11 protein-coding genes and 1 pseudogene are annotated in these 14,759 nt (G+C 70.6%); 7 read left to right on the forward strand and 5 right to left on the reverse strand.

Going from position 1 to position 14,759, the window contains the following annotated elements; all coding sequences use genetic code 11:
* Window positions 1-24: 24 nt before the first annotated feature.
* Window positions 25-2,619: a RelA/SpoT family protein gene (locus ACIBLA_RS12485; protein ID WP_363244296.1), complete on the forward strand. Its 2,595-nt coding sequence runs from the start codon at window positions 25-27 to the stop codon at window positions 2,617-2,619.
* Between the two features lie 77 nt (window positions 2,620-2,696).
* Here the strand turns inward: ACIBLA_RS12485 and ACIBLA_RS12490 are convergent, their stop codons facing one another.
* Both ACIBLA_RS12490 and ACIBLA_RS12495 read right to left on the reverse strand, forming a co-directional pair.
* A complete protein-coding gene (locus tag ACIBLA_RS12490) occupies window positions 2,697-3,926 on the reverse strand; it encodes a DUF349 domain-containing protein (protein ID WP_363244295.1) in 1,230 nt (409 codons plus the stop codon).
* 247 nt (window positions 3,927-4,173) lie between these two features.
* Window positions 4,174-4,962, reverse strand: a complete 789-nt coding sequence (locus tag ACIBLA_RS12495; protein ID WP_363244294.1) for a peptidylprolyl isomerase — start codon at window positions 4,960-4,962, stop codon at window positions 4,174-4,176.
* A gap of 169 nt (window positions 4,963-5,131) precedes the next feature.
* Between ACIBLA_RS12495 and ACIBLA_RS12500 the strand changes: the two genes are divergently transcribed.
* Together ACIBLA_RS12500 and hisS are read left to right on the forward strand one after the other, a co-directional pair.
* Window positions 5,132-5,845 carry an MBL fold metallo-hydrolase gene (locus tag ACIBLA_RS12500; RefSeq protein WP_399198514.1) on the forward strand — a complete coding sequence of 238 codons (714 nt, stop codon included), beginning with the start codon at window positions 5,132-5,134 and terminating at the stop codon, window positions 5,843-5,845.
* A 13-nt stretch (window positions 5,846-5,858) separates the two neighbouring features.
* Window positions 5,859-7,121: a histidine--tRNA ligase gene (gene hisS, locus ACIBLA_RS12505; RefSeq protein ID WP_399198515.1), complete on the forward strand. Its 1,263-nt coding sequence runs from the start codon at window positions 5,859-5,861 to the stop codon at window positions 7,119-7,121.
* Window positions 7,122-7,319: 198 nt separating this feature from the next.
* On the opposite strand, the pseudogene ACIBLA_RS12510 reads toward hisS, so the two are convergent.
* Window positions 7,320-8,066: pseudogene (locus ACIBLA_RS12510) on the reverse strand (ABC transporter ATP-binding protein); the annotation flags it as partial.
* 143 nt (window positions 8,067-8,209) lie between these two features.
* On the opposite strand from ACIBLA_RS12510, the gene ACIBLA_RS12515 reads away from it, so the two are divergent.
* Window positions 8,210-8,845 carry a vitamin K epoxide reductase family protein gene (locus ACIBLA_RS12515; protein ID WP_399198517.1) on the forward strand — a complete coding sequence of 212 codons (636 nt, stop codon included), beginning with the start codon at window positions 8,210-8,212 and terminating at the stop codon, window positions 8,843-8,845.
* 45 nt (window positions 8,846-8,890) lie between these two features.
* Window positions 8,891-10,258 carry a replication-associated recombination protein A gene (locus tag ACIBLA_RS12520; protein ID WP_363245264.1) on the forward strand — a complete coding sequence of 456 codons (1,368 nt, stop codon included), beginning with the start codon at window positions 8,891-8,893 and terminating at the stop codon, window positions 10,256-10,258.
* A 19-nt stretch (window positions 10,259-10,277) separates the two neighbouring features.
* Here ACIBLA_RS12520 and ACIBLA_RS12525 read toward each other — a convergent pair whose 3' ends face one another.
* Complete coding sequence (locus tag ACIBLA_RS12525; RefSeq protein ID WP_399198518.1) at window positions 10,278-10,955, reverse strand: DUF2470 domain-containing protein; 678 nt, start codon at window positions 10,953-10,955, stop codon at window positions 10,278-10,280.
* Between the two features lie 180 nt (window positions 10,956-11,135).
* Between ACIBLA_RS12525 and rpsD the strand changes: the two genes are divergently transcribed.
* Complete coding sequence (gene rpsD, locus ACIBLA_RS12530) at window positions 11,136-11,750, forward strand: 30S ribosomal protein S4 (protein ID WP_147877610.1); 615 nt, start codon at window positions 11,136-11,138, stop codon at window positions 11,748-11,750.
* Between the two features lie 31 nt (window positions 11,751-11,781).
* Here rpsD and ACIBLA_RS12535 read toward each other — a convergent pair whose 3' ends face one another.
* Window positions 11,782-14,046: an ATP-binding protein gene (locus ACIBLA_RS12535; RefSeq protein ID WP_399198519.1), complete on the reverse strand. Its 2,265-nt coding sequence runs from the start codon at window positions 14,044-14,046 to the stop codon at window positions 11,782-11,784.
* A gap of 245 nt (window positions 14,047-14,291) precedes the next feature.
* Here ACIBLA_RS12535 and ACIBLA_RS12540 point away from each other — a divergent pair, with 245 nt between their 5' ends.
* Window positions 14,292-14,756 (forward strand): DUF948 domain-containing protein, encoded by a 465-nt coding sequence (locus tag ACIBLA_RS12540; protein ID WP_363245260.1) that lies wholly within the window; start codon window positions 14,292-14,294, stop codon window positions 14,754-14,756.
* Window positions 14,757-14,759: the final 3 nt, after the last annotated feature.

The raw sequence follows: 14,759 nt of genomic DNA on the forward strand, positions 1-14,759 counted from the left end.
CCCGGAAACGCACGAGGAGCGCTCTTGCCAGACGAGGCCCAGCCACTCGCCGCCCAGCCCGATCCGCACGTAGACCGGGCCTCGGCAGCGCCTGCCCCGCCGCAGAATCCGGCGGACGGGGCGAGGACGGCTGCGCACACCCCCGCCGAGCGCAACGGGTCCGCCCCCAACGGGTCCAAGCCCCGGCCGGCGACCACCCCGGCATCGGCCCCCGGCTCGGCCCCCGCCCCGACACCGGGCTCCACGCCCGCGAAGAACCAGCTCCCGGTCCCCGTCACCGCACCCAAGCCCGCCCCGGCAGCCCCCTCGCGTTCCGGCGGCTCCTCCAACCGCGTACGCGCCCGGCTGGCCCGGCTCGGCGTGCAGCGCTCGTCGCCGTACAACCCGGTCCTCGAACCGCTGCTGCGGACCGTACGCGGCAACGACCCCAAGATCGACACCGCCGTCCTGCGCCAGATCGAGCGCGCCTACCAGGTCGCCGAACGCTGGCACCGGGGCCAGAAGCGCAAGAGCGGCGACCCGTACATCACCCACCCGCTCGCCGTGACCACCATCCTCGCCGAACTCGGCATGGACCCCGCCACCCTCATGGCGGGACTGCTGCACGACACCGTCGAGGACACCGAGTACGGCCTGGACACGCTGCGCAAGGACTTCGGCGAGCAGGTCGCCCTCCTCGTCGACGGCGTCACCAAGCTCGACAAGGTCAAGTTCGGCGAGGCCGCCCAGGCCGAGACCGTACGCAAGATGGTCGTCGCCATGGCCAAGGACCCCCGTGTCCTGGTCATCAAGCTCGCCGACCGGCTGCACAACATGCGCACCATGCGCTATCTCAAGCGGGAGAAGCAGGAGAAGAAGGCCCGCGAGACGCTGGAGATCTACGCGCCGCTCGCCCACCGCCTGGGCATGAACACCATCAAGTGGGAGCTGGAGGACCTCGCCTTCGCGATCCTCTACCCCAAGATGTACGACGAGATCGTCCGGCTCGTCGCCGAGCGGGCGCCCAAGCGCGACGAGTATCTGGCCATAGTGACCGACGAGGTCCAGTCCGATCTGCGCGCCGCCCGGATCAAGGCCACCGTCACCGGCAGGCCGAAGCACTACTACAGCGTCTACCAGAAGATGATCGTGCGGGGCCGGGACTTCGCCGAGATCTACGACCTGGTGGGCATTCGGGTCCTCGTCGACACGGTCCGCGACTGCTACGCGGCGCTCGGCACCGTCCACGCCCGGTGGAATCCGGTACCGGGACGGTTCAAGGACTACATCGCGATGCCCAAGTTCAACATGTACCAGTCGCTGCACACGACGGTCATCGGGCCCAGCGGCAAGCCGGTCGAGCTCCAGATCCGTACGTTCGACATGCACCGCCGGGCCGAGTACGGCATCGCCGCGCACTGGAAGTACAAGCAGGAAGCCGTCGCCGGGGCGTCCAAGGTCCGCACCGACATCCCCAAGAACGCCGGCAAGGGCGCGAGCCAGGACACCGTCAACGACATGGCGTGGCTGCGCCAGCTGCTCGACTGGCAGAAGGAGACCGAGGACCCCAGCGAGTTCCTGGAGTCCCTGCGCTTCGACCTGTCGCGCAACGAGGTCTTCGTCTTCACACCCAAGGGCGATGTCATAGCGCTGCCCGCCGGGGCCACCCCCGTCGACTTCGCGTACGCCGTCCATACGGAGGTCGGCCACCGCACCATAGGGGCGCGGGTCAACGGGCGGCTCGTCCCCCTGGAATCGACCCTCGACAACGGTGACCTGGTGGAGGTCTTCACCTCCAAGGCGTCCGGCGCCGGACCCTCGCGGGACTGGCTGGGCTTCGTCAAGTCACCACGGGCCAGGAACAAGATCCGCGCGTGGTTCTCCAAGGAGCGCCGCGACGAGGCGATCGAGCACGGCAAGGACGCCATCGCCAAGGCGATGCGCAAGCAGAACCTGCCGATCCAGCGCATTCTCACCGGTGACTCGCTCGTCACGCTCGCGCACGAGATGCGCTATCCCGACATCTCGTCCCTGTACGCGGCGATCGGCGAGGGCCATGTCGCCGCGCAGGGCGTCGTACAGAAACTCGTGCAGGCCCTCGGCGGCGAGGAGGCCGCCAACGAGGACATCGCCGAGAGCGCGCCGCCCTCGCGCGGACGCTCCAAGCGCCGCTCCAGCAGCGACCCCGGTGTGGTCGTCAAGGGCGTCGAGGACGTGTGGGTCAAGCTCGCCCGCTGCTGTACGCCGGTTCCGGGCGACCCGATCATCGGCTTCGTCACGCGCGGCAGCGGCGTCTCCGTGCACCGCGCGGACTGCGTCAACGTCGACTCGCTGTCGCAGCAGCCGGAGCGGATCCTGGAGGTCGAGTGGGCGCCCACCCAGTCGTCCGTCTTCCTCGTCGCCATCCAGGTCGAGGCGCTGGACCGGTCCCGGCTGCTGTCCGACGTCACCCGCGTCCTGTCCGACCAGCACGTCAACATCCTCTCGGCCGCCGTCCAGACGTCCCGCGACCGGGTCGCCACCTCGCGCTTCACCTTCGAGATGGGTGACCCGAAGCACCTGGGGCATGTGCTGAAGGCGGTACGGGGCGTGGAGGGCGTCTACGACGTCTACCGCGTCACCTCCGCCCGCAGGCCGTAGGCCGTAAGACACTGCACGAAGGAGCGGCCCGGCGGTGAGATCACCGCCGGGCCGCTCCTTCGTCGTACACGCGGGTGTCAGCCGCCGAACTCCTGCAGACCCTTCAGCGCCTGGTCCAGCAGCGCCTGCCGGCCCTCCAGCTCCTTCGCCAGCTTGTCCGCCTTGGCGTTGTTGCCCGAGGCGCGTGCCGTGTCGATCTGCGTGCGCAGCTTGTCGACGGCCGCCTGGAGCTGGCCCGTCAGACCTGCGGCACGCGCACGCGCCTCCGGGTTCGTACGGCGCCACTCGGTCTCCTCGGACTCCTGCAGCGCCCGCTCGACCGTCTGCATCCGGCCCTCGACCTTGGGCCTGGCGTCGCGCGGCACATGCCCGACGGCCTCCCACCGTTCGTTCAGGGCCCGGAACGCGGCACGCGCCGCCTTCAGGTCCTTCACCGGGAGCAGCCGCTCGGCCTCGGCCGCCAGCTCCTCCTTGACCTTCAGATTCTCGGTCTGCTCCGCGTCGCGCTCGGCGAAGACCTCACCACGGGCGGCGAAGAAGACGTCCTGGGCGCCGCGGAAGCGGTTCCACAGGTCGTCCTCGGCCTCGCGCTGCGCGCGGCCCGCGGCCTTCCACTCGGTCATCAGCTCGCGGTAGCGCGCCGCCGTCCCGCCCCAGTCGCGGGAGCCCGACAGCGACTCGGCCTCGGCGACCAGCTTCTCCTTGGCCTTACGGGCCTCCTCGCGCTGCGCGTCCAGCGAGGCGAAGTGCGCCTTGCGGCGCTTGGAGAACGCCGACCGCGCGTGCGAGAAGCGGTGCCACAGCTCGTCGTCGGACTTCCGGTCGAGCCGCGGCAGGCCCTTCCAGGTGTCCACCAGCGCGCGCAGCCGCTCACCGGCGGACCGCCACTGGTCGCTCCGCGCCAGCTCCTCGGCCTCCGCGACCAGCGCCTGCTTCGCCTCGCGCGCGGCGTCCGTCTGCTTGGCCTTCTGGACCTTGCGCTCCTCACGGCGCGCCTCGACCGTGGCGACAAGCCCGTCGAGCCGCGTACGCAGAGCGGCGAGATCGCCGACGGCGTGATGCTCGTCCACCTGCGCCCGCAGATGGTCGATGGCGGCCTGCGCGTCCTTGGCCGAGAGATCGGTGGTCTTCACCCGCCGTTCGAGAAGGCCGATCTCGACCACCAAGCCCTCGTACTTGCGCTCGAAGTAGGCCAGTGCCTCTTCGGGAGAGCCTGCCTGCCACGATCCGACGACCTGCTCGCCCTCGGCCGTACGCACGTACACGGTGCCTGTCTCGTCGACACGGCCCCACGGGTCGCTGCTCACAGCGCCTCCTCCACCTGATGCCTGCGAGGGGTGCCCCCCGGGCATCGTCCACAGTTTCCTGGACGGGCCTCGCCCGTCTTCCGCGACGCCGGAGCGGATCCGTAAAACCGATCCGCACGTCGCACAACGCCAATCTAGGTGACCGGCGGCCCGGCTGTCCGCACTCCGCACGGCCGAAATTCACGGGGTACGGCGACGGGCCGCCCGAGGCCCCCACGCCGCGGGCCGGCCCGCCGGTCACCTGTGGTCACGTCTTGTCGACGGTGCCCTTCTCGATCGTGACGGTCTTCTTCGGCGGACCGTCACCCTTGTTGTCGCCGGTGACACCCGCCGCCGCCACCTCCTTCACCGTCTTCAGGCCGTCGGCGTCCAGCGTCCCGAACGGGGTGTAGGAGGGCGGCAGCTTGGTGTCCTTGAATACCAGGAAGAACTGGCTGCCACCGCTGTTCGGCTGGCCGGTATTCGCCATCGCCACCGACCCTGCGGGGTAGGTCACCGCACCGTCCGCGGCGGGCTTGCCGAGCGCGTCGAGATTCTCGTCCGCGATCGTGTAGCCGGGACCGCCCGTGCCGTCGCCCTTCGGGTCGCCGCACTGGAGCACGAAGATGTTCTCCGTGGTCAGACGGTGACACTTGGTGCCGTCGAAGAACTTCTTGTCCGAGAGGGACTTGAAGGAGTTCACCGTCTCCGGCGTCTTCGCCGCGTCCATCGCGATCCCGATGTCGCCCTGGCTCGTCTTCAGGGTCATCGTGTACTTGGCCTTGGCGTCGATCGTCATCTTCGGCCCGGCCGGCTTGCTCTCGCTCGGCGACGGCGGCGCCGAAGGATTGTCCTGCGCGGCATCCTTCTCGCCGTTGTCGTCCGTCAGGCCCGCGATGGCGTACGCGCCACCCCCCGCCGCCAGCACGACGGCCAGCGCGGAAGCGATGATCACGTTACGGCGCCTGGCCTTGGTGCGGATCTCCGCCCGGCGCTGCTGCTGCCGCTCGAACTTCTCCCTGGCAAGCTGGCGCCGGCGCTGCTCGCTGTTGACCACCGGGTCGTCTCCTCGTGTCTTCGTGGGCCCTGTGAAGGCAGTCCTCAGAACCACGTCCTCATGAACGCGTAACTAGCCCCGTACGGTATATGGGTTACCTGTGTGCTGAGGAGCGCCGGTAGGCTCTGATCTGCTGCAATCTCCCGACGGACGACATTTGAGGACGATCGTGCTTATTGCCGGGTTCCCCGCCGGGGCCTGGGGGACCAACTGTTATCTGGTCGCCCCTGCCGCAGGTGAGGAGTGCGTGATCATCGATCCGGGCCACCAGGCCACCGAGGGCGTCGAGGAGACGCTCAAGAAGCATCGCCTCAAGCCCGTCGCCGTCATCCTCACCCACGGCCACATCGACCATGTCGCGTCGGTCGTCCCCGTGTGCGGCGCCCACGACGTGCCCGCGTGGATCCACCCGGCCGACCGGTACATGATGAACGACCCCGAGAAGGGCATCGGCCGCGCCATCGGGATGCCGCTCATGGGCGAGCTGACCGTGGGAGAGCCCGACGACGTCAAGGAACTGGGCGACGGCGCCGAGCTGGACCTCGCGGGCCTGCGCTTCGGCGTCGCGCACGCGCCCGGCCATACGAAGGGGTCGGTGACCTTCGGGATGCCCGAGGCGGCGGACATCCCGCCCGTCCTGTTCTCGGGTGACCTGCTGTTCGCCGGCTCCGTCGGACGCTCGGACCTGCCCGGCGGCGACGCGGCCGAGCTGCTCGAGTCGCTGGGCCGGGTGTGCCTGCCGCTCGACGACTCGACCGTGGTGCTGTCCGGCCACGGCCCCCAGACGACCATCGGCCGGGAGCGAGCCACCAACCCCTATCTGCGCGAGGTGGCCGCAGGCTACGGAAGCGGCGCGAACGCCGCTCCGCGACGAGGAATGTGACGCAGCGAAACCCATGAACACCTTTCAGGCCCCCAAGGGCACGTACGACCTGCTTCCGCCGCAATCCGCCGTGTTCCTCGCGGTGCGCGAGGCGATCTCCGCACCGCTGAAGAACTCCGGTTACGGCTACATCGAGACGCCCGGCTTCGAGGACGTCGAACTCTTCGCCCGCGGTGTCGGCGAGTCCACCGACATCGTCACCAAAGAGATGTACACCCTCACCACCAAGGGCGGCTCCGAACTGGCGCTGCGCCCCGAGGGCACGGCCTCCGTGCTGCGCGCCGCGCTGGAGGCCAACCTGCACAAGGCCGGCAACCTCCCCGTCAAGCTCTGGTACTCGGGCTCGTACTACCGCTACGAGCGCCCGCAGAAGGGCCGCTACCGCCACTTCTCGCAGGTCGGCGCGGAGGCCATCGGCGCCGAGGACCCGGCGCTCGACGCCGAGTTGATCATCCTCGCCGACCAGGCGTACCGGGCGCTGGGGCTGCGCGGCTTCCGCATCCTGCTGAACTCCCTGGGCGACAAGGAGTGCCGCCCCGTCTACCGCGAGGCGCTGCAGGGCTTCCTGCGCGATCTCGACCTGGACGAGGAGACGCGCCGGCGTGTCGAGATCAACCCCCTGCGGGTCCTCGACGACAAGCGCCGGGAGGTGCAGCGGCAGCTGACCGCCGCACCGAAGCTGCGCGACTATCTGTGCGACGCCTGCCGGGCGTACCACGCGGAGGTGCGCGATCTGCTGACGGCGGCGGGTGTCGCGTACGAGGACGACGAACGGCTCGTACGGGGACTGGACTACTACACCCGCACCACCTTCGAGTTCGTCCACGACGGTCTCGGCGCGCAGTCCGCGGTGGGCGGCGGCGGGCGCTACGACGGGCTCTCGGAGATGATCGGCGGCCCCGCGCTGCCGTCGGTCGGCTGGGCGCTGGGGGTGGACCGTACGGTGCTGGCGCTGGAGGCCGAGGGCATCACGCTCCAACTGCCGCCCGCCACCAGCGTGTTCGCGGTGCCGCTCGGCGAGGAGGCGCGCCGGCTGCTGTTCGGCTTGGTCACCGAGCTGCGCAGGGCCGGGATCGCGGCCGACTTCAGCTACGGCGGCAAGGGGCTCAAGGGCGCGATGAAGAACGCGAACCGGTCGGGGGCGCGCTTCACGATCGTCGCCGGTGAGCGCGATCTCGCCGAAGGCGTGGCGCAGGTCAAGGACATGGAGAGCGGCGAGCAGAAGCCCGTACCGCTCGACGCGCTGGTGGCGGACCTGACGGCGAGACTCGCCTGACGGCCCAGGTGCCCGACAGGCCCCGGACGTTTCCAACGTCCGGGGCCTGCCTGGTCGTTGCCGATGTCGCCGGGCCGCGCCGCGTGCTGCGGGGCATGCCTCCTGGCGGCTCCGTGGGTGCGTGAAGCGCCGTGTTGCCGGGTTGCCGACACTTGCCGGGTCGTTGTCGGGCCGTGTTGTGCGGCCTCGCCCCGGCCAGTGTTCGCGACGCGGCCGGCCGTGGTGCGGGCCGACCACGGCCGCCGCGCCGTACTTCGCGCGCAGAGCGGACGGGGTGCCCTCGGCCACCAGTCGGCCCGCCGCGATCACGGCGAGGCGGTCGGCCAGCGCCTCGGCCTCGTCCAGACAGTGCGTGGTGAGGACGATCGTGGTGCCCTCGTCCGCCAGCCAGCGGATCAGCTCCCAGAACTGGCGGCGGGCCGCCGGGTCGAAACCGGTCGTCGGCTCGTCGAGGAGCAGCGGTTCGGGGCCGCCGATCACACCCAGCGCCACGTCCAGCCGACGACGCTGTCCGCCGGACAGGCTCTTGACCCGGCTCGTCGCCTTCTCGCCGAGGCCCACCAGACGGATGACCTCGTCGGGATCACGCGGCGTCGGGTAATACGCGGCGAAACGGGACACGGTCTCACGGACCGTCAACTCGGCGGGCGCGGATTCGTCCTGCCACACAATGCCGATTCCGGAGCGCCACAGCCTGCCGCCGGTGGCGGGATCCGCCCCGAGGACCGTTACCTCGCCGCCGTCCCGGTCGTGGTGGCCCTGCAGGATCTCCACCGTCGTGCTCTTGCCCGCGCCGTTGGGCCCGAGGATGCCGAAGACCTCACCGCGTCCGATGCCCAGGTCCAGGTCCTGGACCGCCGTCACGCCGCCGTACCGCTTGTGGAGCCCGCGTACGTCCACCGCGAGGTCCCCCGACGCCGCTCTCGCTGCCACTGCTTCTCTCATGCCCTTGAGCCTCGTGCGGAACGGATGGTTCCGGGACGACCGTCCGTACGTCCTTATGTCCATCGAACGGTGGACACGGGGGCGGGTGCGGCAGAATGGGCTGGGCCTCTGCGGACGCAGGACACGAGTGATGGAACGGCGATATGACGAGTACGGCACTGGACGACGTGTCCGCAGACCGGGAGGAGCACGGCACCCCCGGTCTCTTCGGGGCGGGGCGGGTGCTGGCGTGGTTGTTGGTGGTGACGGGTGCGGCGGGTGTGCTGGCGTCGTGGGTGATCACGATCGACAAGTTCAAGCTGCTGGAGGATCCGGGTTTCACGCCGGGATGCAGTCTGAACCCGGTGGTGTCGTGCGGGAACATCATGAAGAGCGACCAGGCGTCGGCGTTCGGGTTCCCGAACCCGATGCTGGGTCTGGTGACGTACGCGGTCGTGGTGTGCGTGGGGCTGGGGCTGCTCGCGGGGGCGCGGTACCGGCGGTGGTTCTGGCTGGGGCTCAACGCGGGGATGCTGTTCGGTGTCGGCTTCTGCACCTGGCTTCAGTACCAGTCGCTCTACAACATCAGCTCGCTCTGCCTGTGGTGCTGTCTCGCCTGGGTCGCCACGATCGTGATGTTCTGCTACGTCTCGACGTACAACGTCACACGCGGGATCATCCCGGCGCCGAGGTGGCTGCGCGGGGCGCTGGGGGAGTTCCACTGGGTGGTGCCGGTGCTGTGGATCGGGATCATCGGGATGCTCATCCTGACCCGCTGGTGGGACTTCTGGACCAGCTGACCGCGCCGGTCCGCACTGTCAGTGGGCTGACATAGGGTTCGGAATGTGGAGCCCGACCTCTTTACCGCAGCGGCCGAAGACCGCCAGGAGAAGGACCCGTCCAGCAGCCCGCTCGCTGTACGGATGCGTCCGCGCGTCCTGGACGAGGTGGTCGGCCAGGGTCATCTGCTGAAGCCCGGCTCCCCGATGCGCCGCCTGGTCGAACAGGCCGCGCAGGGCCGGGGACCGGCGGGCCCCTCGTCGGTGCTCCTGTGGGGACCGCCCGGTACGGGCAAGACGACGCTCGCCTATGTCGTCTCCAAGGCGACCGACGCGCGTTTCGTGGAGCTGTCCGCGATCACCGCGGGCGTCAAGGAAGTCCGCGCCGTCATCGACGGCGCCCGGCGTGCCTCCGGCGGCTTCGGCAAGGAGACCGTCCTCTTCCTGGACGAGATCCACCGCTTCAGCAAGGCCCAGCAGGACTCGCTGCTGCCCGCCGTGGAGAACCGCTGGATCACACTCATCGCGGCCACCACCGAGAATCCGTACTTCTCGGTCATCTCACCACTGCTCTCACGCTCCCTGCTGCTGACGCTGGAGCCGCTGACGGACGACGACCTGCGCGCCCTGCTGCGCCGCGCGCTCACCGAGGAGCGCGGGCTCGGCGGCGCGGTCTCACTGCCCGACGACTCCGAGGCACATCTGCTGCGGATCGCCGGGGGAGACGCCCGGCGGGCCCTGACCGCCCTGGAGGCGGCGGCCGGCGCCGCGATCTCCAAGGGTGAGAAGGAGATCGGCCTCGCCACGGTGGAGGAGACGGTCGACCGGGCCGCCGTGAAGTACGACCGCGAGGGCGACCAGCACTACGACGTGGCGAGCGCCCTCATCAAGTCCATCCGCGGCTCCGACGTGGACGCGGCCCTGCACTATCTGGCGCGCATGATCGAGGCGGGTGAGGACCCCCGGTTCATCGCCCGCCGGCTGATGATCTCGGCCAGCGAGGACATCGGCCTCGCCGACCCGACGGCTCTGCCCACCGCCGTCGCGGCGGCCCAGGCCGTGGCGATGATCGGTTTCCCGGAGGCCGCCCTCACCCTGAGCCATGCCACGATCGCGCTGGCGCTGGCCCCCAAGTCGAACGCGGCGACGCTCGCGATCTCCGCGGCGCTGGAGGATGTGAAGAAGGGGCTGGCCGGTCCCGTACCGCCGCATCTGCGCGACGGCCACTACAAGGGCGCGGCCAAGCTCGGTCACGCGCAGGGGTACGTCTACCCGCACGATGTGCCGGGAGGTATCGCCGCGCAGCAGTACGCCCCTGAAGAGGTGCGCGGCAAGCGGTATTACGAGCCGACGCGGTACGGCGCGGAGGCGCGCTACGCGGACGTGGTCGAGAAGGTCCGCGAACGCCTGCGGGGCGACGCCCCCGCGAACTGACCGCCGACCACCGACCGGTTCAGCTGCTCGCGGCCTCGAAGAGCGCGTGCATCGCGCGGCGCAGTCCGGCCACGTCACGCACCGGCTCGGGGAAGTCGAAGCGGGCGTCGAAGCAGCTGACGCCGGTGTAGCGCACCCGGAGCCCGAAGCGGTCCACGCCGACCGGCACGGCCGCCGCCCCGCCGGTCCGCTCGCCGAGCAGCGTGCGCAGCGTCGCCACCTCGGCGCTGTGGGCGGCGTGCAGATGCTGGAGCAGTTCGGCCTCGTGCTCCGACAGCGGGTCCGGCACGGCCGCGGCGAATGCGTCCGCCTCCACCCCCTCGGCGCCCCACAGGTCGTCCACATACGCCTCGCCGACCTCCAGCCGCAGCGTCGACCGGCCGGGCTCGGCCGCGTTCGGTACGCGGGTCAGCCAGCCGGAGACCCAGGCGCGGCCCCGGATACGGTGGGGCACGGAGACCGGCGCGACATCGGTGATCTCCAGCACCACGGGCAGCTCGTCGGCCTGCGCGTGCGTCGCCGCCCTGACGACGGGGGAGTCCGCGGCGAAGACCAGCAGCACGTCACCGTCGCTGTTCACGGTCCGCGCGTCGGGCATCAACTGGTCGGGTCGGGCGCCGTCCAGGCCCGGCAGGAGCAGCACGCTTGAGCATGTACTCTGTACGAGAGTTCGTGTGCGCTCGGCTGCTGACGGCATCCGGGCGATTTCAAGCCCGCTGGGACGCGGCTGACCATGAGCTGATCGGACCTCCGTCGAATCGATGCCCTGCGCGTCGAGACTGTCTGTGATGCGTGTGGTGTTCCCAGGGCGACGAGACATGCGATCTCCTTTGAGTAAGGTGAGCCTAACCTAACCTACAACGGAGGTCTGGAGAACGTGCCTAACCAGTCGCGTCCCAAGGTCAAGAAGTCGCGCGCGCTCGGTATCGCGCTGACGCCGAAGGCCGTGAAGTACTTCGAGGCCCGTCCCTACCCGCCGGGCGAGCACGGCCGTGGCCGCAAGCAGAACAGTGACTACAAGGTCCGTCTGCTGGAGAAGCAGCGTCTGCGTGCTCAGTACGACATCAGCGAGCGCCAGATGGCCCGCGCCTACGACCGCGCCCGCAAGGCCGGCGGCAAGACCGGCGAGGCGCTGGTCGTCGAGCTGGAGCGTCGTCTCGACGCCCTGGTCCTGCGTTCGGGCATCGCCCGCACCATCTACCAGGCCCGTCAGATGGTCGTCCACGGCCACATCGAGGTCAACGGCGGCAAGGTCGACAAGCCGTCGTTCCGTGTCCGTCCCGACGACGTCGTGATGGTCCGCGAGCGCAGCCGCGAGAAGGTTCCCTTCCAGGTCGCGCGCGAGGGTGGCTACGACACGGACGGCGAGACCCCGCGCTACCTCCAGGTGAACCTGAAGGCGCTGGCGTTCCGTCTGGACCGTGACCCGCTGCGCAAGGAAATCCCGGTCATCTGCGACGAGCAGCTCGTCGTCGAGTACTACGCCCGCTGATCCAGGCGTAGTTCGCGCGACTGACCGCGCTTCAGCCCGCCGCTTCCCCGCCGATCTGGCCGGGGGAGCCGGCGGGCTCTCGCGTTTCCCGGTCCCCTTCCCGGTCCGTCCCACGATCGGCCCTGCTCTCCGGCGTCGGTCGCCGGCCGGGCGACAGCTGACGCGGCGGCGCCGATCGACCGCGCGGCCCGGCCAGCGCCCGTTCGACCACCGCCGCCGGCGGCAGGGCGCGCCCCTCCGCGACATGCTCGCCGTACGACTCGGCCCCCAGCAGCTCCGTCGCCCGCCGTTCGCACTGCTCGCGCTGCGCCCCGAAGGTCGGCGAGCCGAACAGGGGCGCCCCGACCGACTGCCAGAGCCGGGTGGCCGCGCCCTGGAGCACCGCGGCCTCCGCCGCGTCCCCCTCGGCCGCGGTCACCAGGGCCAGCAGCTCCATCGCCAGCACCAGGCCGACCAGATCGTTGAAGGTGTGGTGGGTGGCGACCGCCTCCGTCAGCAGGGCACGCGCCTCACCGAGCCGGCCGCGCGTCCAGGCCGCGTACGCGTGGACGTAGAGTGCGTACGACCGGGCCCAGCGCTCGCCGCTGTCCTCGCAGATCTCCCTCACATCGGCGCACAGCGCCACGGCCGTGTCCAGGTCGCCCTGGAAGACCAAGGAGAGGGCCAGCTCCGTCTGGCCCATGAGCACATTGCTGTTGATCTCGCCCAGCTCGCGGTACGTGCCGAGCGCGGAGCGCAGCAGCCGCTCGGCGCGCGGCATGTCGCCGGTGAGGAGCGCGAGACAGCCCAGCCGGTGCACCGCGTACGCGTGCGCGAGGGCGTCTCCCGTACGGGCGGCCTCTGCCCGGCACTCGTACAGGGCTCCCACGGCGGCCGTGTTGTCGCCCTGGAGGATGGCCACATAGCCCAGCACCCACAGGGCCTTGAGCCGTGCTCCGTCGTGCCGGTCCCGGTCCCGGTTCTGTTCCTGTTCCTGGTCGCGCGGCGCCCCGTCGTCCCGGTCGGTCGGCGCCAGAGCCCGCTCCAGCCAGTGCCGCCCCTCGGTGAGCCGGCCGCAGCCCGCCCAGTAGAACCAGAGCGTGCCCGTCAGATGCCGGCCCAGAGAGGCCTCGCCCTCCGTCTCCAGACAGAGTTCGATGGCGGCGCGGAGATTGGGCAGCGCGCTGTCGGCGCAGGCGGCGATCTCCGCCTGCCGGGGGCTGAACCAGTCCAGTTCGCACCAGGTCACCAGGCCCATGTACCAGTCCCGGTGTCTCCTGCGCATCCGGTCGGTGTCCGCCAGGGCGGCCAGCCACTCGGCGCCGTACGCGCGCACCGTGTCCAGCATCCGGTAGCGCGGTCCGGCGGGCGACTCCTCGCGTACGACCACGGACTGCGCGATCAGCTCGCCGAGGACGTCGAGCACGCTCTCGTCCGGCAGATCGGGGCTGACACACACATATTCGACCGCCTCCAGGTCGAAGGGTCCGGCGAAGACCGAGAGCCGTGCCCACAGCAGCCGTTCGGCCGGGGTGCACAGCTCATGGCTCCAGCCGATCGCGGTGCGCAGCGTGCGATGGCGCGGCAGTTCGCCCCGCGCGCCCCCGGTGAGCAGCTGGAAGCGGTTGTCGATGCGCCGGAGGATCTGGTCGACGGACAGGGCGCGCAGCCGGGCGGCGGCCAGTTCGAGCGCCAGCGGGATGCCGTCCAGGCGGCGGCACAACTCCCGTACGGCGTCGCTGTGTTCGTCCAGGGGGCGGCTGCCGGGCGCCATGTCGGCGGCCCGGTCGGCGAACAGCCGCGCCGCGTCGGTGTCCGACATGGGGGCGAGCGGGACGGTCCGTTCGCCCCCAAGCCGGAGCGGCCTGCGGCCGACCGCCAGCACCTGGAGGCCGGGGCAGCGGCGCAGGAGGTCCCGTACCAGCTCCGCGCAGGCGTCGACGAGCTGTTCGAAGCCGTCCAGCACCAACAGCAGGCCGCGGTCGGCGAGATGGGTGCGCAGCACCTCGCGGGGATGCCGGCCGCTGTGGTCGGTGATGCGCAGGGCGTCGACGAGCGCGTGGTCGAGCAGTCCGGGGTCGCGGATCGCGGAGAGTTCGGCGAGCCAGACACCGTCGCAGTAGCGTTTCTCCAGATCCGCGGACCGCCGCGGATTCCGGGCCGCGTGGACGGCCAGTCGCGTCTTGCCGACACCGCCCACACCCACCAGGGTGATCAGCCGGAATCCGGTGAGAAGGCGTGTCAGCTCGGTCAGTTCGTCGGCACGGCCCACGAACCGGTTCAGCTCCGCCGGGAGATTGCCGGGGACAGGTCGCATGGGACACGCAGAGTACTCATCCGGCAGCGCTGCGTACAATCCGGCGCGGCAACTCCCCTTCCGCAGCCAGGCCGACGAGGCAGGGTCCGCGACCGCCGTAAAGCGGTACGGGGAGCCACTCCGGGCGCGATAGGGTCGAGGGACGACTTTCCCGGGCCGCCAGGATCGCTCGGATCTGAGCCGGCCGACAACGACAGTGTTCCCCGCGCCCGTGGGGACGGTCCCGACACAGAGAGCGGTGCAGCGTGACCGGTGGAGAGGTTGCCGGGATCCTGGTGGCCGTCTTCTGGGCGGTTCTGGTCACCCTCCTCGCCGTGGTGCTCGTGAGGCTGGCCCAGACGCTCAAGGCGACCACCAAACTCGTCGCGGACGTGACCGACCAGGCCGTACCGCTGCTCGCGGACGCCTCGGCGACCGTCCGCGCGGCGCAGACCCAGCTCGACCGGGTCGACGCCATCGCGACGGACGTCCAGGAGGTCACCTCCAACGCCTCCGCGCTCTCCACGACCGTCGCGTCGACCTTCGGCGGACCCCTGGTGAAGGTCGCGGCCTTCGGCTACGGAGTGCGGCGGGCGATGGGCCGCAAGGCCCCGGCCGAGCCGGCACCCGCCGACCGCGGGGCAGCGCCGTCGGCCGCACGCGGCCGGAGCACGGTGATCGTGGGCAGGACCGTTCCGTCCGCCCGACGCAGCAGGAAGCAGAAGGGCTGAGGC

This window comes from Streptomyces sp. NPDC050433 (genome assembly GCF_044458565.1).
Lineage (GTDB): Bacteria > Actinomycetota > Actinomycetes > Streptomycetales > Streptomycetaceae > Streptomyces.

Bases quoted from the DNA above. Each gene is read 5' to 3' on its own strand.
- ACIBLA_RS12525 (WP_399198518.1), bottom strand. From the start codon at position 10,955: ATGCCGTCAGCAGCCGAGCGCACACGAACTCTCGTACAGAGTACATGC.
- ACIBLA_RS12535 (WP_399198519.1), bottom strand. From the start codon at position 14,046: ATGCGACCTGTCCCCGGCAATCTCCCGGCGGAGCTGAACCGGTTCGTG.
- hisS (WP_399198515.1), top strand. From the start codon at position 5,859: ATGAACACCTTTCAGGCCCCCAAGGGCACGTACGACCTGCTTCCGCCG.
- ACIBLA_RS12515 (WP_399198517.1), top strand. From the start codon at position 8,210: ATGACGAGTACGGCACTGGACGACGTGTCCGCAGACCGGGAGGAGCAC.